Source organism: Erwinia sp. 2186 (assembly GCF_057812255.1).
Genome location: NZ_CM173824.1, coordinates 4,501,639 through 4,520,627, shown reverse-complemented (window position 1 = coordinate 4,520,627; position 18,989 = coordinate 4,501,639). Strand labels below are relative to the sequence as shown.

General features: G+C 54.3%; 14 protein-coding genes. 9 read left to right on the top strand and 5 right to left on the bottom strand.

Annotated elements, in window-relative coordinates; translation table 11 throughout:
- Window positions 1–126: 126 nt before the first annotated feature.
- Window positions 127–2,958 carry an excinuclease ABC subunit UvrA gene (gene uvrA, locus ACXKZG_RS21055; RefSeq protein WP_013200371.1) on the bottom strand — a complete coding sequence of 944 codons (2,832 nt, stop codon included), beginning with the start codon at window positions 2,956–2,958 and terminating at the stop codon, window positions 127–129.
- A gap of 304 nt (window positions 2,959–3,262) precedes the next feature.
- Here uvrA and ssb1 point away from each other — a divergent pair, with 304 nt between their 5' ends.
- The 6 genes from ssb1 to ACXKZG_RS21025 all read left to right on the top strand — a co-directional run bounded on the left by ssb1 (window position 3,263) and on the right by ACXKZG_RS21025 (window position 10,770).
- Entirely contained in the window at window positions 3,263–3,811 is a 549-nt protein-coding gene (gene ssb1, locus ACXKZG_RS21050; RefSeq protein ID WP_013200372.1) for a single-stranded DNA-binding protein SSB1, read from the top strand.
- A 296-nt stretch (window positions 3,812–4,107) separates the two neighbouring features.
- On the top strand, window positions 4,108–6,348 hold the full coding sequence (gene fhuE, locus ACXKZG_RS21045; protein ID WP_488875446.1) for a ferric-rhodotorulic acid/ferric-coprogen receptor FhuE: 2,241 nt from the start codon (window positions 4,108–4,110) through the stop codon (window positions 6,346–6,348).
- Window positions 6,338–7,249: a Fe(3+)-hydroxamate ABC transporter substrate-binding protein FhuD gene (gene fhuD / locus ACXKZG_RS21040; RefSeq protein WP_488876291.1), complete on the top strand. Its 912-nt coding sequence runs from the start codon at window positions 6,338–6,340 to the stop codon at window positions 7,247–7,249. Before fhuE ends, fhuD begins: the two co-directional genes overlap by 11 nt.
- Window positions 7,243–9,249, top strand: a complete 2,007-nt coding sequence (fhuB, locus tag ACXKZG_RS21035) for a Fe(3+)-hydroxamate ABC transporter permease FhuB (RefSeq protein WP_488875445.1) — start codon at window positions 7,243–7,245, stop codon at window positions 9,247–9,249. Before fhuD ends, fhuB begins: the two co-directional genes overlap by 7 nt.
- Window positions 9,250–9,524: 275 nt before the next feature.
- Complete coding sequence (locus tag ACXKZG_RS21030) at window positions 9,525–10,226, top strand: alpha/beta fold hydrolase (RefSeq protein ID WP_488875444.1); 702 nt, start codon at window positions 9,525–9,527, stop codon at window positions 10,224–10,226.
- Window positions 10,227–10,323: 97 nt separating this feature from the next.
- Entirely contained in the window at window positions 10,324–10,770 is a 447-nt protein-coding gene (locus tag ACXKZG_RS21025; RefSeq protein WP_013200384.1) for a DUF3828 domain-containing protein, read from the top strand.
- Between the two features lie 29 nt (window positions 10,771–10,799).
- Here the strand turns inward: ACXKZG_RS21025 and ACXKZG_RS21020 are convergent, their stop codons facing one another.
- Window positions 10,800–11,735: a VirK/YbjX family protein gene (locus ACXKZG_RS21020; RefSeq protein WP_471720705.1), complete on the bottom strand. Its 936-nt coding sequence runs from the start codon at window positions 11,733–11,735 to the stop codon at window positions 10,800–10,802.
- Between the two features lie 1,079 nt (window positions 11,736–12,814).
- Window positions 12,815–13,210, bottom strand: coding sequence for a transposase (locus ACXKZG_RS21015; protein ID WP_488875443.1), 396 nt, complete (start codon window positions 13,208–13,210; stop codon window positions 12,815–12,817).
- Between the two features lie 544 nt (window positions 13,211–13,754).
- Between ACXKZG_RS21015 and ACXKZG_RS21010 the strand changes: the two genes are divergently transcribed.
- Both ACXKZG_RS21010 and ACXKZG_RS21005 read left to right on the top strand, forming a co-directional pair.
- Window positions 13,755–15,011 carry an MATE family efflux transporter gene (locus ACXKZG_RS21010; RefSeq protein ID WP_013200387.1) on the top strand — a complete coding sequence of 419 codons (1,257 nt, stop codon included), beginning with the start codon at window positions 13,755–13,757 and terminating at the stop codon, window positions 15,009–15,011.
- A gap of 8 nt (window positions 15,012–15,019) precedes the next feature.
- Window positions 15,020–15,973 (top strand): ATP-grasp fold amidoligase family protein, encoded by a 954-nt coding sequence (locus ACXKZG_RS21005; RefSeq protein WP_013200388.1) that lies wholly within the window; start codon window positions 15,020–15,022, stop codon window positions 15,971–15,973.
- Window positions 15,974–16,029: 56 nt separating this feature from the next.
- On the opposite strand, the gene ACXKZG_RS21000 is transcribed toward ACXKZG_RS21005, so the two are convergent.
- Window positions 16,030–16,311: a YjcB family protein gene (locus ACXKZG_RS21000; protein ID WP_013200389.1), complete on the bottom strand. Its 282-nt coding sequence runs from the start codon at window positions 16,309–16,311 to the stop codon at window positions 16,030–16,032.
- A gap of 887 nt (window positions 16,312–17,198) precedes the next feature.
- Here ACXKZG_RS21000 and dgcN point away from each other — a divergent pair.
- A complete protein-coding gene (gene dgcN / locus ACXKZG_RS20995) occupies window positions 17,199–18,482 on the top strand; it encodes a diguanylate cyclase DgcN/YfiN (RefSeq protein ID WP_488875442.1) in 1,284 nt (427 codons plus the stop codon).
- Here the strand turns inward: dgcN and soxS are convergent.
- Window positions 18,479–18,907: a superoxide response transcriptional regulator SoxS gene (soxS, locus tag ACXKZG_RS20990; protein WP_013200391.1), complete on the bottom strand. Its 429-nt coding sequence runs from the start codon at window positions 18,905–18,907 to the stop codon at window positions 18,479–18,481. The genes dgcN and soxS overlap by 4 nt on opposite strands.
- Between the last annotated feature and the right edge of the window lie 82 nt (window positions 18,908–18,989).

The following is an 18,989-nucleotide window of genomic DNA, read 5'->3' as shown; positions in this document are numbered from 1 at the left end:
AAAACTGTCATCCGCCCGGCGGACGGCGGCGAAAAAAACAAGGGGCGATGAAATCCGCCCCTTGCTCACACTTTGCCCGAACTGTCCTGAATCTCCCGCTTATCCTTGCGATAAACGGCAGCTAGCTTAATCCAGATTCAACAGCGGTTTCAGGAAGCGTGCCGTGTGCGACTCTTTGCACATTGCGACCGTTTCCGGCGTGCCGGAGGCGAGGATCATCCCGCCGCCGCTGCCGCCTTCCGGACCCAGATCGACAATCCAGTCCGCGGTTTTGATCACATCAAGGTTGTGCTCAATCACCACGATGGTGTTGCCCTGGTCACGCAGCTGATGCAGCACTTCCAGCAACTGCTGAATATCCGCGAAGTGCAAACCGGTGGTCGGCTCATCAAGGATATACAGCGTCTGGCCGGTACCGCGCTTGGAGAGTTCTCTCGCCAGCTTCACGCGCTGCGCTTCACCGCCTGAAAGGGTGGTCGCCGACTGGCCCAGTCGGATATAAGACAGGCCGACGTCCATCAGCGTTTGCAGCTTACGCGCCAGTGCAGGCACGGCATCAAAGAACTCGCGGGCTTCTTCAATGGTCATTTCCAGCACTTCGTGAATGTTCTTGCCTTTGTACTTCACTTCCAGCGTTTCACGGTTATAGCGCTTGCCTTTGCACTGGTCGCACGGCACATAAATGTCCGGTAAAAAGTGCATCTCTACCTTGATCACACCGTCGCCCTGACAGGCTTCGCAGCGGCCGCCACGGACGTTAAAGCTGAAACGTCCAGGCGTGTACCCGCGCGTACGGGATTCCGGCACGCCGGCAAACAGTTCACGCACCGGGGTGAAAATACCGGTGTAGGTGGCCGGGTTCGAGCGCGGCGTACGGCCAATCGGGCTCTGGTCGATATCGATAACCTTATCGAAGTTTTCCATGCCGGTGATATCGCGATACGGTGCCGCTTCGGCGATGGTCGCCCCGTTCAGCTGACGCTGGGCAATCGGGAACAGCGTATCGTTGATCAGCGTGGATTTACCGGAACCGGAGACGCCAGTAATGCAGCTGAATAACCCGACCGGCAGCGACAGCGTCACATCCTTCAGGTTGTTGCCCTTCGCGCCTGTAAGCTTCAGCACTTTACTCGGATCGGCCTTCACGCGTTCTTTCGGGATGGCGATACCGCGCTTGCCGCTAAGGTACTGACCGGTCAGCGATTCCTCCACCGCCATAATGTCATCAACGGTGCCTTCCGCCACCACCTGGCCGCCATGCACACCGGCACCGGGCCCGATATCAATCACGTGGTCTGCGGCGCGGATCGCATCTTCATCATGCTCAACCACAATCACCGTATTACCGAGGTCGCGCAGATGCACCAGCGTTTCCAGCAGGCGTTCGTTATCGCGCTGATGCAGACCGATTGACGGCTCATCCAGCACGTACATTACGCCGACCAGGCCCGCACCAATCTGGCTTGCCAGACGGATACGCTGCGCTTCACCACCGGACAGCGTGTCGGCGGAGCGTGACATCGAAAGGTAGTTCAGACCGACGTTAACCAGGAACTTCAGGCGGTCGCCAATCTCTTTCAGCACTTTTTCGGCAATCTGCGCACGCTGGCCGCTCAGCTTCATGTTCTGGAAGAACTCCATCGCATGGCCGATGCTCATATCGGAAATGGTCGGCAACGTGGTGTTTTCAACAAACACGTGGCGCGCCTCGCGCTTCAAACGGGTGCCGTGGCAGCTGGTGCAGGAGCGGTTGCTGATAAATTTCGCCAGATCTTCGCGCACGGCGGAAGATTCGGTCTCTTTATAGCGGCGCTCCATATTGTGCAGCACGCCTTCAAACGGGTGGCGACGCACCGAGGTGTCGCCGCGATCGTTGATGTACTTAAACTCGATGGTCTCTTTACCGGAGCCAAATAGGATCACCTGACGGGCATGATCTTCCAGCGACTCAAACGGCGATTCGATATCAAATTTCAGGTGCTCCGCCAGCGAGCGCAGCATCTGGAAGTAATAAAAGTTACGGCGATCCCAACCACGGATTGCGCCGCCCGCCAGCGACAGCTCAGGATTCTGTACCACCCGGTCAGGATCGAAATACTGCTGCACGCCCAGGCCATCACAGGTTGGGCAGGCACCGGCCGGGTTGTTAAAGGAGAACAGGCGTGGTTCCAGTTCGGTCATGCTGTAGCCACAGACCGGGCAGGCGAAGTTCGCGGAGAACACCAGCTCTTCCGCTTTTTCATCGTCCATATCCGCCACCACGGCGGTGCCACCGGAGAGCTCCAGCGCCGTTTCGAACGACTCTGCCAGCCGCTGCTGCAGATCTTCACGCACCTTAAAGCGATCGACGACCACTTCAATGGTGTGTTTCTTTTGCAGTTCCAGCTTCGGCGGATCGGAAAGATCGCACACTTCCCCATCGATACGGGCGCGGATATAGCCCTGCGAGGCCAGGTTCTCCAGCGTTTTAGTGTGCTCGCCCTTACGCTCTTTCACGATCGGCGCCAGCAGCATCAGGCGGCGGCCTTCTGGCAGCGCCAGCACGTTATCCACCATCTGGCTGACGGTCTGTGCCGCCAGCGGAATGTCATGATCCGGGCAGCGCGGCTCGCCGACGCGGGCAAACAGCAGGCGCAGGTAGTCATGAATTTCAGTGATCGTGCCCACGGTGGAACGCGGGTTGTGTGAGGTGGATTTCTGTTCGATCGAAATGGCTGGCGACAAACCTTCGATATGATCGACATCCGGTTTCTCCATCAGCGAGAGAAACTGGCGCGCATAGGCCGACAGGGATTCTACATAACGGCGTTGCCCCTCGGCGTACAGCGTATCAAACGCCAGCGAGGACTTACCGGAACCTGACAAGCCGGTGACAACGATCAGTTTGTCGCGCGGGATGGTCAGGTTGATATTTTTCAAATTATGGGTGCGTGCACCCCGTACTTCGATCTTATCCATTCACAATTCCCGGATTAACACAGATCTCACCATGCCGGTCCGGCATGGCCAGAATTAAGCCTGTAATTATGGCACAAAATAACCTGATTGGATATCCAGTGTTTTGCCGAAAGCACTCAGCAGGATCCTGTTGCAGGCTGCGACAGGACCGTAAAAAATCTCGATCCTGCTCAGGCCGCAATCTGCAACGGCGCAAGCGTGATAAAGGCCTTTGAGATCCGGATCTGAAAGTAGGATCTCAGGGAGTGGCATGTTAGAATTTCCGGCTTAGACTTAAAGCAGAACAATTATCGGAGACTCGAACATGGCCAGCAGAGGCGTAAACAAAGTGATCCTGGTGGGCAACCTGGGTCAAGATCCGGAAGTCCGCTACATGCCTAATGGCGGCGCCGTTGCCAACATCACGCTGGCCACGTCCGAAAGCTGGCGTGACAAGCAAACCGGCGAAACCAAAGAAAAAACCGAATGGCACCGCGTTGTGCTGTTTGGCAAACTGGCGGAAGTCGCGGCAGAGTACCTGCGTAAAGGTTCTCAGGTGTATATCGAAGGCGCACTGCAGACCCGTAAATGGACTGACCAGGCTGGCGTTGAGAAGTACACCACCGAAGTGGTCGTCAACGTTGGCGGCACCATGCAGATGCTGGGTGGACGTCAGGGTGGCGGTGCAGGCGCACCGGCTGGCGGCGGCGGTCAGGGCAGCAACAACGGCTGGGGCCAGCCACAGCAGCCACAGAGCGGCGGCAACCAGTTCAGCGGAGGCCAGCAGGCACGTCCGCAGGCTCAGCCACAGCAGAACAGCGCGCCGGCTAACAACGAGCCACCAATGGACTTTGACGACGATATCCCATTCTGATTTCAGAACGTCGTTGAACCTCCCTTAAAAACCCCGCTCCGGCGGGGTTTTTTTATGCCTGCGCGACCAGCTTTCTCCCCGTATCCCTCCGCTTTCCCTCGCTTTACATTCTGTTACGTAATCGCAGTGAACCTTTGCAAGATTCCTTGAAGCCAAATGATTACTATTCACATTCTCATTTCGTGCGCATCGCGCCTGATGTGAGTTCAGCCGGATAACAGTGGCAAGCTGCACCGGCGTAGAAAGACAAAAAAGAAGCCTCAGCTTCCAATAATAAAATTCTATGGGATACGGTTATGTCTTCATTTGGCAGGGAAAAAGGGTCGCAATCACGCGCGCCTGAGAATAAAACACGCGTCAATTTTTCACTTTCGGCACTGGCGATGCTGGTGCTGGTAAACCCTGCGCTGGTGCAGGCCGCCGACAGTAATAGCGCTGCTCCGGCAGTAAATGCCGCCGTAACCCCGGCCAAAACCTCTTCTGCTCCATCCACCACTCAGCAGGATATGGTGGTTGGCGCAACGGTGGACGATTATGCCGACGAGCAGCAGGATTACAGCGTAAAAACCACCACTGCCGGCACCAAAATGCTGCTGACGCCACGCGATGTGCCCCAGTCGCTCAGCGTGGTGACCAAACAGCGTATGCAGGACCAGAACCTGCAGTCGGTCGGCGATGTGTTAAATAACACCACCGGTATTTCGACGGAAGTGATCGACAGCGAGCGCGCATCTTACTTCTCCCGCGGATTTATGATCAGCAGCTACACCTACGATGATATTCCCAGCTCGGTTAGCGATACCTGGAACTTTGGCGATGCGGCAGAAGACACGGCGATTTATGACCGCATCGAAGTGGTCCGTGGTGCTACCGGCCTGATGACCGGCGCCGGAAACCCGGCGGCATCCGTCAATATGGTGCGTAAGCAGGCGGACAGCCGTGAGTTTACCGGCAACGTCAGCGCCAGCTACGGCAGCTGGAACAAGCAGCGTTATGTGGCGGATGTCTCCGGTCCCTTAAACGAGGCGGGCACCGTGCGCGGCCGTGTGGTGGCGGGCTATCAGGATCAGGACGGGCAGCTGGATCGCTACCATAAAACCAAGAAATTTCTTTATGGCGTGGTCGATGCCGATCTGACTGAAAACACCACGCTGTCACTGGGCTACGACTATCAGCAAACCAACACCAGCGACCCGACCTGGGGCGGCTTGCCAACCTGGTACAGCAACGGGGTGAAAACCCATTACACCCGCAATACCAGCACCTCGACCGACTGGACGCATTACGACATCAACTCGCGCAAGGTCTTCGCCAATATTCGCCATGATTTTGATAACGGCTGGAGCTTCCGGGTCAATGGCACCCATGCCGAAGAGACCTTTAACGATGCCTTGCTGTATATAGAAGGTTTCCCGGATGCCACGACGGGCGAAGGCACCACCGGCTTTGGCAGTAAGGATCGAGGAACGCGTAAGCTTGAATCCGTTGACGCCTATGCCAGCGGGCCGTTCGACCTGTTTGGCCGCCAGCATGAGCTGATCACCGGGGTGAGTTACAGCCGTCAGCGCAATACCACCTACAGCGCGGATGGTCCAATAGACAGCGAACAAATGGGCAGCTTTGGCAGTAACTGGGACGGCAACGTCGCCGAACCGGAGTGGGGCGACTGGTATCAGAACCTGGACGACACCGTTCGTCAGAAAGCGGGCTATATCGCCGCGCGTTTTTCACTGGCCGATCCGCTGTCGCTGATTTTAGGCAGCCGTTACACCCAGTGGAGCACCATCGGCTCCAGCGGCGACGTGCATAAAAACAACCTCACGCCGTATGCGGGCCTGGTGTATGACATCAACGACTCTCTGTCGGCCTACGCCAGCTACACCTCGATCTTCCAGCCGCAGACCTATCGCGATCGCAACGGCACTTACCTCTCGCCGGTGACCGGAAAGAACTACGAAACCGGCCTGAAATCTGACTGGATGAACGGGCGTCTGACGGCCACCTTCGCCATCTTCCGCATCGAGCAGGAGAACGTGGGCCAGGCCGATGGCTCCAACTTCGTCAATGACAGCAGCGAGCAGGCCTATTATGCCGCGCAGGGCACGGTAAGTAAGGGTGCTGAATTCGAAATCAATGGTGCGGTGACCGACAATCTGCAGCTGACCTTCGGCGCGACGCGCTATGTGGCCAGGGACGATACCGGCGCACGCTTAAACAGCAATATGCCGCAAACGCAGCTCAAACTGTTCAGCCGTTATCAGCTGCCGATGCTGGCCGATTTGACCATCGGTGGCGGCGTAAACTGGCAGAACAAGACCTTCCAGGACGCCACCGGGCCGGATGGCGAAACGACGCGCGTCTATCAAAGCAGCTATCCGCTGGTTGATCTGTTTGCCCGTTACCAGCTGACCAAACAGCTGGCGGTGCAGGCCAACGTCAACAATGTCTTCGATCGCACCTATTACTCCTGGCTGAGCGATTACGCGGTGTATGGCGATGAACGCAACTACTCCGTCAATCTCTCCTATGCCTTCTGATAGCGTAGCGCCGGGCACGTCAGCCGGCATCGACAGACCGCGTCGCCGCTTAGTCACCGCGTTGATGCTGTCGCCGCTGCTGGTGGGCTTTCCGCTTCGGGCGGCTGAGCCTGCCCGGCGCATTATTGCGCTGGAATGGCTGCCGCTGGAAATGCTGTTTGCCCTTGGGATCACCCCGATGGCGGCGGCAGATACCCGCGATTATCAGCTGTGGGTGCGCGAACCGGCGATACCCGCCAGCGTGATTGATGTCGGCACGCGTTCCGAACCCAATCTTGAGTACATCGCTGAACTGAAGCCTGACCTGATCCTCTATTCGCAGGGCTATGGCCCGCGCGAGGCGCAGTTACGCGCTATCTCACCGGCACAGGCCGTGGCGTTCACCGATGAGCACGGCCAGCCGTTGCAGACGGTGCGGGCAGGGCTGGTGACGCTTGCGCAGCGGTTGAATTGCCAGGCGGCTGCGCAACATCATCTGGCCTGGTTCGATCGCCAGCTGGCTGATGCGCGCGAACAGCTGGCGGCTTACCGCCATCAGCCGTTACTGGTTTTCTCACTTATTGATGAAAGACATGCGGTGATCCTCGGTGAAACCAGCCTGTTTGGTAACGTGATGCAGCAACTGGGGATTAAAAATGCCTGGCAGGGAGAGAACGGCTTTTGGGGAACGGCAACGGTGGGGATTGAACGTTTAGCCAGCCTGCCGGCCTGCCGGGCGATTTGTCTGGATCATGGCGATGAAGCCGCCAGGACGCGGATTCGCGCCACGCCGGTCTGGCAGGCGATTCCCTTTGTGCGACAAAACAGCGTGCGTACCGTGCCCGCCATCTGGATTTTTGGCGCAACGCTCACCGCGATGCAATTTTGCCGCATGCTGCAGGGACTGGAGAAGCAATGGTGACGTTGAACGCACGGCGGGCAGGCAAACCGCACCGCACACCCTTTGCGCTGATCCTGCTGACGCTGGCGGTTGCCGCCACGCTGATACTGAGCCTCAGCAACGCGCAGCAGCTGCTTCCCCACCATCTGTGGGCGGCGACGATCCTCCATCCTGATAAAGCCGATATCCAACAGGTTCTGTTTTATTACAGTTTCCTGCCTCGCGTGGCGATCTCGCTGCTGGTTGGCGCGGGGCTGGCGCTGGCCGGCGTTTTATTCCAGCAGGTGTTACGCAATCCGCTGGCCGAACCCGCCACCCTTGGCGTCGCCAGCGGCGCGCAAATGGGCGTCACCCTGGCCAGCCTGGGCATGTTGCCCGCCGGTATTGTCGGTCAGCAAGGTGCCGCGATGCTGGGCGCGCTGGTGATTGCCGTGGTGGTGTTTGGCACCGCCTGGGGTAAAAAGCTTTCTCCCGTCACCCTGATCCTCGCGGGGCTGGTGCTGAGCCTGTATTGCAGTGCCCTTAACAGCCTGCTGGCGATCTTCCATTTTCAGGAACTTCAGAGCCTGTTTTTATGGAGCAGCGGGGCGCTCAATCAGCAGGACTGGTCAGCGGTACAGTCTCTTCTGCCAAGGCTGATCCCGTGCCTGCTGCTGGCGCTGATGCTGGTCAGGCCGCTGACCTTACTGGGTGTGGATGATGATGTGGCCCAACAGTTAGGGCTGGGGCTGTCGTCTGCCCGCTTTGTCGCGCTGGCGCTGGCGGTGGTGTTGAGCGCCTTTATGGTGAATGCCGTCGGCGTGGTCGGCTTTATCGGCCTGTTTGCGCCATTGCTGGCCAAATTACTCGGTGCCCGACGCCTGTTGCACCGGCTACTGCTTGCGCCGGTGTTAGGGGCCTTGCTGCTGTGCCTGTCCGATCAGGCGATGGTGATGCTGGCGCGCGTCTGGCAAGAGGTGCCGACGGGGGCGGCAACGGCGTTGATCGGCGCACCCGTTCTGCTTTGGCTGTTACCCCGCCTGCGACACGCCAGCCAGCCTGCGGTCTCCGGCGAGTTACCGGCGGAGCGCCAGCGGCCAGCAGGGTGGATTGCCGGCGGAGGCGTTCTGCTGCTGGCGACAGTAGTGGTGGTGCTGATGGTCGGACGCGACAGCCAGGGCATTCATTGGGCGGGTGGCGACCTCTGGCGCGTCTGGCCCTGGCGCTGGCCGCGCACCCTGGCGGCGTTGAGTGCCGGTGTGATGCTCGCCGCAGCGGGTACCTTGATACAGAAACTTACCGCCAATGTGATGGGCAGCCCGGAAGTGTTAGGCATCAGCGCCGGCGCGGCGTCAGGAGTGGTGCTCACTCTGTTCCTGCTGCCCGCCGGCGGATTCGCAGCGATGTTAGTGGCAGGCAGCGGCGGCGCGGCAATCACCCTCGCGGCCATTTTGCTGGTGGCGGGCCGGCGCCATTTCTCCACCCAGCGCCTGTTACTGGCGGGCATTGCCTTAGGCACGCTGTTTTCTGCCATCATTTCACTGTTACTGGCCAGCGGCGATCCGCGTCTCGGTAACCTGCTGAGCTGGATTTCCGGTTCGACTTACGGCGTCGAGCCGCCGCAGGCCATCGCCAGCGCGGTGCTCGCACTGGTACTGATGCTGTTAATGCCGTTGTGCCGTCGCTGGCTGAACGTTATGCCGTTGGGCGGCAATACCGTCAGAGCGCTGGGCGTACCGCTGATGCGCTCCCGGCTGATCGTTCTGTTGCTGGCCTCGATACTGACGGCGGGCGCAACCTTAACGGTCGGCCCGTTGAGTTTTATCGGGCTGATGTCACCGCATATGGCGCGCATGCTCGGTTTCCGCCGCGCGATGCCGCAACTGGCGATGGCCGCGATCGTCGGTGCACTGCTGATGCTGCTGGCCGACTGGTGTGGCCGGATGGTGTTATTCCCCAACCAAATCCCGGCCGGACTGCTCACCACCTTTATCGGCGCGCCGTACTTTATTTTCCTGCTCAGATCGCAGGGAAAAGGGTGATGTGGGTTAGCGGGGAGTGAAGCCTGTTAGTGGTGGGTAAAGTGATAGTATTTTATTGAAAAACACCCAATAACGATAAAATATTATCGTTTTTAAATCGCTCAATACACGCTCAAAAGGTCGGGTTTCTGCATGCCTGGTAAGGCACGTGGGCGGGCATTATTTGAGTTTCAGTATCATCCACCCTCACACCGGCAATGCATCCGCTGAGCCAATCGCCATCACCAGCGTCGCCTGCTATCCTGCGGGCAGGTAAAAAGCAAAGGAAAAACAAGATGGCGGGACTGGTTTTACTGCCGGGCGTAATGTGTGACGCCGGATTATGGCAGGCAATGACCGACGAGCTGGCGGCGTTTGGTCCATTGGTATTTGGCGATCTGTCGCAGGATAGCTCGCTGGAGGCGATGGCGGCGCGGGTGCTGCAACAGGCACCCGAGCGCTTCACGCTGGTCGGCTTTTCGATGGGCGGATTTGTGGCGCGCGAAATGATCCGTCAGGCGCCAGAAAGGGTGGAAAAATTGATACTGATTGCCACCTCCAGCCAGCAGGACAGTGAACAGGCTCAGGCCTTTAAGGCGGCGACGGCGAAAACGCTCCAGTCTGCAAGCGGCGCGTTTCGCGGTCTTGGCCATAAGGCCATTGCACTGTCGCTCAGTGAAAAGCATGCCGGCGATGAAGGATTACAGCAGCAGGTGCTCGCCATGAGCCAGCGGATGGGAAGGGAAGCGTACTGTCGTCAGCTGCTGATGGCCCGCAACAGCGACACGGCACTTTTACCGCAGATAACCTGCCCAACCCTGGTGATTGCTGCAGCTGAAGATCGGATGCGGACGTTACGTGAATCCGAAGTGCTGCGCGATAACATTGCCGGTGCAACGCTTACCGTGATTGAAGATTCCGGCCATATGCTGCCGCTGGAACAGCCGCAAGCGCTGGCCACGGTGATGACGCGCTGGCTGACGGCGCATCCGCTATAAACATTTACCAAAAATAACGCAGATAATCGCTCAAATACTGTCGCGAAAGGGTAAATTAGCGGGGCATTTTGGCATTCCCGGGTAGAGATGGCATTAGATGAAAAGATGGTTACTGGCACCGGTTATCGTGCTGATGGCTTGGCAGGTTGCGGCGGCAGAACACCGCAGCGATCCTGAAGCGGTCAGCCAGAGTTTTTACAGTTGGTATCTGACAGCGTTAAGCAAAGATGAGAGTCCCATCGATGAGCACGATCCGCTGCTCAACACCTATGTGACGCCTGAGCTGCTGAGCAAAATCAATGTGCTGATCAAAAGTCCGGATGGCATGGACGATGATTTCTTCCTGCAGGATCAGGATTACAGCGATTCCTGGGTCGATCATGTCAGCGTCGGGCGCTTTACCCTGAACGGGCTTACCGCCACGGGCGACGTTACTCTGGGTAACGATCCCAACGATCAACAGCTGCTGGTGGTGACACTGCAAAAAAAAGGCGCGATCTGGAAGATCGATGACGTGGAAAAAGAAGAGAATAAGCAGCCCTGACATCTGCACAGGGCTGGACCTTCCTGATATCAGGCGATGACCTGACTGAATTGCTCACGCAGCGTATCCAACAGATCGTACCGTTTGCGGTACTCCGAACGCTTTTTACTGGCGATCTCTTCCAGCGGCTTCCTCGGGAAGCTCAGCGGCAACGAGTAGAGCTTGTTGCCTGACGGCTGGGCATTCAGCGTTTCCCAAAACTCGTTATAGCTGGCATGGAACAGGCTGCGTTTCTTCAGACGATAGCGCAGGCTGCGGAAGATGTGGCCATTGTCGCTGACCGCCTCAATTTTCGTCACGCCCGTCTCGGCACAGATAAGCGACAGGGTTTCCATTAACAGCCGTTTTGGAAACAGGCCATAGCACGCCTTGGTCGCTTCGCGGATCAGCTCATGCGGCGTATCGCGATGAGCACCCTGAATACCGCCAATCATCGCCACCTTCTCACCGTCGACCGTTGTCACTGCAAAGGTCAGCATCGCCAGCTGCACACCATCCCGGCGGAACAGCAGGTTCACTTCACCTTCACGTTCGCACCGGCCGGTACAGGCCAGGGTGACGGTAAAGGTTTCGCCGTTTTTACCGGCAAAATTCACCAGCTCCACGCCCTGTTGGGTCAGCATTGCCTGGCGTAAGCGCAGGGAAGACAGCTGCTTCACATACTGGTAATGGCTGATGATGGCGTGGGTGCGCGCGGCCATCGGCATGCCATTATAAAGGTAAGGGCGGTGGATCTTGCTCGGCAGCGTGTGTTGGATCGGCAGAACCTCGCGCATCACCGGCTCTTCGGTGATCGCCGTCAGCATCTTGTGGGTGGCGACAGGCCAGGCCAGCGAGCGGAACAGATACTTGATGCGATACTCCGGGTCATACCACAACTTGCCCGGCTTAACTTTTCCGGAGATCAGTGACAGAAAAAAGGTCAGGCTGTTTTCCTGATGGGGAACGAGTGTGGTATCGGTCATGGTCGGCATTCCAGGGATGAAAATGACAGTCAACCATGATCACGCTCAACGTTTGGTAAACATCCTGGCCGCAAATGGCCCTGTTCGCAGTCGGTTGAAGCGGCGTTTAATTTGCTGACGACTTAAGGCAAATCAAGATGATAAACGGCCCGTTAATGAGGCTATTGGACTCAAGCCCGGTTCACGGGTGCGCTTGTTCAGGCTGCCTGCGGGCTATAGCCTGCCTGCTTCTTTGCTCACTCTCCCACCAATCCCGCGGGTAAAGCTTCTTTCTCGGCTGGCCGCAAATGCGCGGTTTATTATGTCAAATCTGTGAAGCGCACCGTGTTTTTAGGACAATACCGCAGGCCGAATAGCGGTTACACCGCACGCTTTTACCAGGCACAGTCTCTAATTGTTCCGCTATAAGAATAATCGTTAATGATAATCACCCGCTTTTTGGACAGTGTACGGGCGCTTCTTAATGGTAAAGGCGCGCTTTTTGAGACGGTTTTTATATTCTCAAACCAGCCTTAACTCAAATTTCCAGTTCATCTAAAGGTTAATATCGGCGAAAGGTAAGGGCGAACACATTAGAAAATCCGTGATTATGATTCCTTTGGCGAACGCTTCAGAGGCCTTCAGGGTGTAAATCTTAAGTGTTACTTTATGGTTTCTTACAGTATGACTGGCTCTGATCGTGACGGATGCACCATCAGGCGGGGTTTTAAGCCAAATCGTTGAGTAGCATATGAAATGCACTTTTGCCAAAAAGATGAAAACCATGAACCATTTAATAAAAGAGAATGTTAACGGAATTTGAAGGTGGGCGGGTGTTTTTTGACCTTCCGGTTAGCGAGGTTAATGTCAGGAAAGGCGCATTTATCTTTGGGTTCAAAGATAAATGCGCTCAGAAGGGATTGAAACAGATGGGTTTTTAGCTGGTGGTTAGTAAATATACAGCCTAACAGGGGACAATCCAGACAATTAACTCATCAAGAAAAAGCGTCTCCAGAAAATCGAACCGTACTTTTCAATTAGCATTGGGAATATTTTATTTTGGTCCTGCGTCTAATATAGAAACGTGCTGTGGATCTCAATTAATGGTTTTCAATGTTGTACGGGTAATGATACACGCTACGGCTAATATCCAGCAGGCGGCAACTGCGGCGAGTCCCGATATCAAAGGTATCCTGAAGGTAATTAACGGCCTGGCGCTTGTCATTGGTAGTAAAGAAGTTTTTAAGCACGCTTTGCAGCATCTCTTTGTCGGAGTTAAGGGTCTGCAGCTCGCGCTCCATGTTATGCACTCTCTCCTCCAGGTCTTTGATTTTACGGCCTTCTTCAGAGGATAAACCGGCAAATTTCTTCTTCCAGCTATAGAAGGTCGCTTCAGAGATACCCAGTTCGTCGCAGATCTCTTTCACCTTTACACCGCATTCTGATGCTTTAATGGCACTGGTGATTTGCTCTTCTGTATATCGTGACTTTCTCATAAATGCTCTTCCCTTTCTTAACAATAATGTGATGAGAACGACTGCAATAATTAGTGGATCTGATTATTCCAAAAATCACAGCAGTGTCGTTAAGTGCGCGATTTGAATGGCAGGGATTAAGTTAAGTGATTATGAAGAAATATCATCATGGGATTTCTCCTATTTTATTTCCAAACCCCTTAGTTAGCTTTCGATATGCAGGTTTTTGATATAAATTCGTCTCATGAAATCTTCAATGCCAACATGTGATTCAGAATACTCCCGCATGTGCAGCCTGAAATTTGTGCCATGATAATTAGCGCCAAAAAGTGACTTGTGAAAAGGTTTACATGAATTTAAGCGCGTAATTACCCTGGCTATTTTTCAGCGGTGAAGCGCTCAGACAAAAAAACGCATTTGATTGCGAGCGGATTAGGAATTGTCCGTATTATAAATTTTAGGTCCATTTTTATCGCCAGGTATATTGAGCGTTAATCTTTTCCGTTTTCGACATGGACGTGCCGAGTTATTGCAATAAGTGATTAGTTTTACAAAGGATGCTTCGATGAAACACAGCGCAATGTCAAACGCCATCTGGATGATGTCGGAAAAGGTCGTTTCCGTATTTGGAGTGATATTTGTCACATCCTATGTCGCAAAATCCTTTGGCCCCTCAATATTCGGGCAAATAGCATTTTCTGCATCACTTTTTTCAATTGTTCAGACTATCGCTATTTTCGGTACTGAAACCATTCTGTTTAAAAGTATCAGCAAAAGTGCGCCAAAAGGAATACGGCTGATGGCGGTGGCCAAACAGCTGAGAATGGTTTTGTTGTTAGTCTTATCTTTGCCGGTATTAATTTACGTCTGGCTGGAGATGCGGGAAAACTTTTTGGTTTTTGCGGTCGCGTCATTCTTGTCGGCAATGTTTGTTACGCAGGATATCTTCAGCGTTTACAACAATGCCCGGTTAGAGTCCCGGATGAACACGGTGGCGAATGCCACGGGAATGATCATCAGTTTTGGCATCAGCTTTCTGGTGGCCTGGTTCAAACTGAGTCCTTTGCTGCTGTCGTTTTCAATCGTGGCGGTCACGCTGGTGCCGTACATGATCAAGCGCAGCCGGTTCCTTCAGGCGAACACCATCAGCTCGCCGCCTAAGCGCAAGCACAGAAGCTATTTGCGCTACCTGTTACATGCGGGACTCCCGCTGGCCATCTCCAGCGTGTTCATCTCAATACAGGTAAAGCTGGCACAATTTTTCCTGGTGGGCGTGGGCTCAGCGCATGAGCTGGGGCTGTTTACCGCCGCCAACACTATCTCTGCTTCGTGGATTTTTATCCCGGTAGCGATCATTACATCCTGCTTTTCTGAGATCTTCAGGGAGCGTGCGGATGTGGCAGTAAAACTGGCCGCAAGGCTGAATGGCTATGTAATGGCAGTTTCCTTTTTGATGCTTCTCGTCGTCGCGCTGTTTGGCGAAAAGATCATCACTACCCTTTATGGGCATGACTACACACAATCAGGAAATCTCGTTACGTTATTGTCGTTAGCAACCTGCTTTTCGGCAATGGGAACAGTAGCTTACCGCTACATGGTGAAGGAAGGTGGTTTTAATTACCTGCTGGTCAAGATCGTGGTGCTGGTCGTAATTAGCGTGGCAACCAACTGGTTCTTCATCCGTTTCTGGGGATTAACAGGCGCAGCCTGGAGCGTTCTGGTCACCGAACTGCTCTCCCTGACCGTAATGAATTATTTCTTTAAGAATGCCGTCATTCTTAAAATACAGCTTTCCTCACTTAACTACAAAACATACAAATGAGGTAAAAAATGTTAAAACTCAAAGCAGAATTGAGAAAAGGCGTCTTATACCTGCTCAAGAAAATGCCGTGGTCTTATCAGGACCGAGTTTACTATTTTCACACTTTTAAGCGGTTACCTAACATTCGCCAGCCGAAACTGTTTAATGAGAAAATTCTGTACCGCAAATTCGTCACTGGCGACTATGTTCGTTATGGGAATCTTTCGGATAAAGTTTTAGTGCGCGATTACATAGCAAAAACAATTGGTGAAGAGTATTTAATTCCTTTGCTGCATGAAACGGCCGATCCGATTTCATTGCTGGGGCTTAAATCCTTAAAAAACACCGTTATTAAACCGAACCACGGTTCTGGTATGGTAGAAATCTTTCTTGAAGAACCAGACTGTATTCAAAAACAGTTGCTGGTGCGCCGGTGTGAAGAGTGGTTGCGCTGTGATTTCTCGCATCAGTCGCGGGAAATTCATTATCGCTACATTAAGCCGCGCATTCTGGTGGAAGAGTATGTTGGTGATGGCAAGTTTGCCGCCATCGATTACAAATTCCACATGTTCAACAAGAAAGACGGCAACTTTGAGTACGTGCTGCAGATCATCTACAACCGCTGTGGCAACTCACCGCTGTCGATGAACTTCTACGTCAACAACCTGGAGCAGTGCTTCTACAAGATCCGCGATACCGGACTGGATATCAGCGGGGATATGGAAACGTTGAAGAAGGCGCTGGAGCTGAGCAAAAAGCTGGCCAGTGACTTCGACTATGTTCGCGTTGACTGGTACATCAGCGAAGGGCAAATCTTCTTTGGTGAGCTGACCTTTACGCCAGGCGCAGGCATGGTGACCGGGCTGGATATGGGCCTGGATAAGATGATGGGTGATATGTGGTTGCAGGAACACAAAGCAGCCGTATTGCCAGCAACGTCAGGAAGCGTTACGCCGCTGCCGGTGGCCTTTAAGAAGTTTTGATTGAGCCGAATACAATAACGAGCCGCTGACTCTCTGAGTCAGCGGCTCGTTTGTTTTCAGGGCATAGGATAATCAGTTGGGGTGTGGCTCATCACGTCGATAAACACATCTTTGGTGATGTGCCAGAAGTTATGCAGGTTATCCATACTCAGAGTGATACCTAACAGCCCGGTAACGAACCAGCATGACATGCCAATACCCACGCCGGTGAAGACAAAGGCAATGCCTTTATGGCTGGCCTGACGGCACTTCACGTTAAAGGTGCTGGCAATAAACATCATTACTGCACTAACCAGTTCCCATCTCATCAATACCAGGCTAGCGGTTAAGGTACCCATATCGTTCAAACTCCGAGATTTACTGCCCTGACAAGAGGCGGTGTCATCACCGATCCAGACGAAAAGTTGCCAGGTTGCTTTTCACTTGAACGGACATAACAGGTCACAGAAGTGTGATGACGGTCACATTATATCACTCGATTTTAAAATTTGAACAAAATTTAGGCCTGGTATGGTAGTTTTTTGTCAGTGGAAAATTAAGCCTTTTATTAACTGAGGTTTACCGATTTAATTCCAAAATATGGGGAATAATCCGTATAGGGAAAGAATGAAAACCGTCTTACAGGCTATATTACTGCGCATAATTCCTTATATTTTGGAAAATAATTACTCTCCGATATCAATTTTATTTTTAATTTAAGGCAGTTAGCTTTATTTTGAGACGACAAATGACAATTAAACTCATTATAAATGATTAGCCCGATCGTCCGGTTCCACCTCTTATTTTCAACGGCACTGATGAAAACTAAGCAAAAACAGGCACTTGACATTGCTAGCAATTGCCGGGATTGTTCCATACTTAAACCTTACTTAGCTTTTATTTGACGCGACTTAAGTCAAATTACCTCTTTGAGATGAATCCGACCTCTTAAAAGTTGTACAACCCGCCAATGGGTTGTAGGATTTTTCATGGTAAAAATCCTTATAACTCATTCCCTTCCATTTCCACAGGGCGGGATCTCTACACCTCAAATACAGCTCACGCCATATTCGCTAAAGCGAAATGCGTTAACGGAGCAATAAAAACAATAAAGGAGGCTTTGTGTTTTCGACTGACGCAAAACAGCGCCCGCTGACGCCTGATGACGTGGCGACCCTGAGTAGCCACCCCGTGTTACGGGTCCAGCACAACCAACAGGGCCACATTACCTCTGTGGAAGCACTCCGTGCACAAGGCTAATACTACGGCTAAAAAACCGCTGCTGACCTTACGCAAAAGTCTGCAACGCATTCATCTGGTGATCATCGTGGTGTCGCTGTTGTTCAGCGGCATCTCGCTGTCGGTGCTGTCGATGTTTGCCCTACGCAGCTATGCGGAAAACAATCTCCAGCTGGTGGCCACCACCCTCGGCTACAGCGTGCAGCCGGCGGTGCTGGCGGGCGATGCGGATGCGGCTAACGACATCGTGCGGCAAATCGGGGCGAAGGCGGAGTTTGGCCACGCCAGAATTGTCGATGCCCGTAATCGCCTGCTGGTGAACTGGCCTCCATCCGGGGCGCAACATCATCAGGGCGCCGGGGAGCTGGTCACCCACTGGATTTTCCCGCAGCCTGCCAACGTGCCGATCGTGCACAACGGCAAGGTGATTGGCCAGGTGTGGTTGAGCGGTGATGCCAGCCGGGTGCTGCATTATCTAAGCCAGGCGTTGAAATGGCTGAGCGGCAGCCTGCTGGTGACCGCGCTGCTGGCCTCGTGCCTGTCCAACCGCATGCACGCGGGGATCCTCAGCGGACTGCAAAATATTGCCTCGGTGGCGCACGACGTTCGCCGACGGCGCGCTTTCTCGCTGCGGGTGCCGTCATCGTCGATTGCCGAGCTGAACAAGCTGAGCGGGGATTTCAACAGCCTGCTGGATGAGCTGTCAGACTGGCAGACCCATCTGCAGCGCGAAAACGACTCGCTGGCCCATCAGGCACGGCATGATGCGCTGACCGGTTTGCCTAACCGGACAGCGTTTGAGCAGGCGTTGCACACGCTGATGAACAATCCGCAAACCGCCGATCGGGTGGCGGTGCTGTTTATCGATGTTGACCGCTTTAAAGAGGTGAACGATACCTATGGTCACGCTGCCGGGGACAACGTGCTGACGGAAACGGCACATCGCCTGCGTGGCAGGTTGAGGAAAGATGATTTAGTGGCGCGTCTGGGCGGTGATGAGTTTGCGGTGCTGTTGGCGGGCATCGAAAACGGCGAGCAGGCGGCCAGAATGGCTGAAAACGTCATCGAAGCGATGCGCGAGCCAATCAGGCTGACCGACGGCAAGACGGTGGCGCAATCGCTGAGTATTGGCGTGGCGCTGGCCAAAAATCACCGCACCGGCGAGGCGATGATTGCCCAGGCCGATGCGGCGATGTACCACATCAAGGAACTGGGCGGCGGCTGGTACTTCTCCCCGTCATTCTGGGGACAGGATCCGCAGGCCGCGCCAAAGATGCGTAACCGGGCCTAGTTACAGGCCGGGCTGTTGCTGTCCTGCTGCACTTTGCCGTAAGCGGAGCTGGCAAAGTCGCTGCAGTCGAAGCTGTAGCTCACCTGGCGGGTCAGCGACTGACGGCGCATGGTGTGACGGTAGGCGGTCGGCGTCTGCGAGAACTGGCGGCGGAACACGCGGGAGAAGGTCTGCTGCGAGTCGTAACCGTACTGCATGGCAATATCAAATACCGGGCGCTGGGTCTGACTCAGCGCTTCGGCCGCCAGCGTCAGCCGACGCTCACGAATATAGCCGCCCAACGTCTGTTTGGTGACGGTGCGGAACATCCGCTGCAAATGCCACTTCGAATAGCCCGATTTCGCGGCCACTTCATCAATCGACAGGGTTTTATCCAGGTTGGTTTCAATCCAGTCGGTAAGGGTGTGGATGATGTCGTCATGCATGCTGCTCTTCTCCCTGGCGAAATAATTTCTGGTCGTCTTCTCAATGGCTGCTGAGTATAATTCCTCAAGTTAACTTGAGGTA

What these genes read in the sequence shown, in the direction of transcription:
- fhuB (WP_488875445.1), top strand. Translation starts at nt 7,243, where the DNA reads ATGGTGACGTTGAACGCACGGCGGGCAGGCAAACCGCACCGCACACCC.
- ACXKZG_RS21025 (WP_013200384.1), top strand. Translation starts at nt 10,324, where the DNA reads ATGAAAAGATGGTTACTGGCACCGGTTATCGTGCTGATGGCTTGGCAG.
- soxS (WP_013200391.1), bottom strand. Translation starts at nt 18,907, where the DNA reads ATGCATGACGACATCATCCACACCCTTACCGACTGGATTGAAACCAAC.
- ACXKZG_RS21000 (WP_013200389.1), bottom strand. Translation starts at nt 16,311, where the DNA reads ATGGGTACCTTAACCGCTAGCCTGGTATTGATGAGATGGGAACTGGTT.
- ACXKZG_RS21020 (WP_471720705.1), bottom strand. Translation starts at nt 11,735, where the DNA reads ATGACCGATACCACACTCGTTCCCCATCAGGAAAACAGCCTGACCTTT.
- fhuE (WP_488875446.1), top strand. Translation starts at nt 4,108, where the DNA reads ATGTCTTCATTTGGCAGGGAAAAAGGGTCGCAATCACGCGCGCCTGAG.
- ACXKZG_RS21005 (WP_013200388.1), top strand. Translation starts at nt 15,020, where the DNA reads ATGTTAAAACTCAAAGCAGAATTGAGAAAAGGCGTCTTATACCTGCTC.
- ACXKZG_RS21015 (WP_488875443.1), bottom strand. Translation starts at nt 13,210, where the DNA reads ATGAGAAAGTCACGATATACAGAAGAGCAAATCACCAGTGCCATTAAA.
- uvrA (WP_013200371.1), bottom strand. Translation starts at nt 2,958, where the DNA reads ATGGATAAGATCGAAGTACGGGGTGCACGCACCCATAATTTGAAAAAT.
- ACXKZG_RS21030 (WP_488875444.1), top strand. Translation starts at nt 9,525, where the DNA reads ATGGCGGGACTGGTTTTACTGCCGGGCGTAATGTGTGACGCCGGATTA.
- fhuD (WP_488876291.1), top strand. Translation starts at nt 6,338, where the DNA reads ATGCCTTCTGATAGCGTAGCGCCGGGCACGTCAGCCGGCATCGACAGA.
- ssb1 (WP_013200372.1), top strand. Translation starts at nt 3,263, where the DNA reads ATGGCCAGCAGAGGCGTAAACAAAGTGATCCTGGTGGGCAACCTGGGT.
- ACXKZG_RS21010 (WP_013200387.1), top strand. Translation starts at nt 13,755, where the DNA reads ATGAAACACAGCGCAATGTCAAACGCCATCTGGATGATGTCGGAAAAG.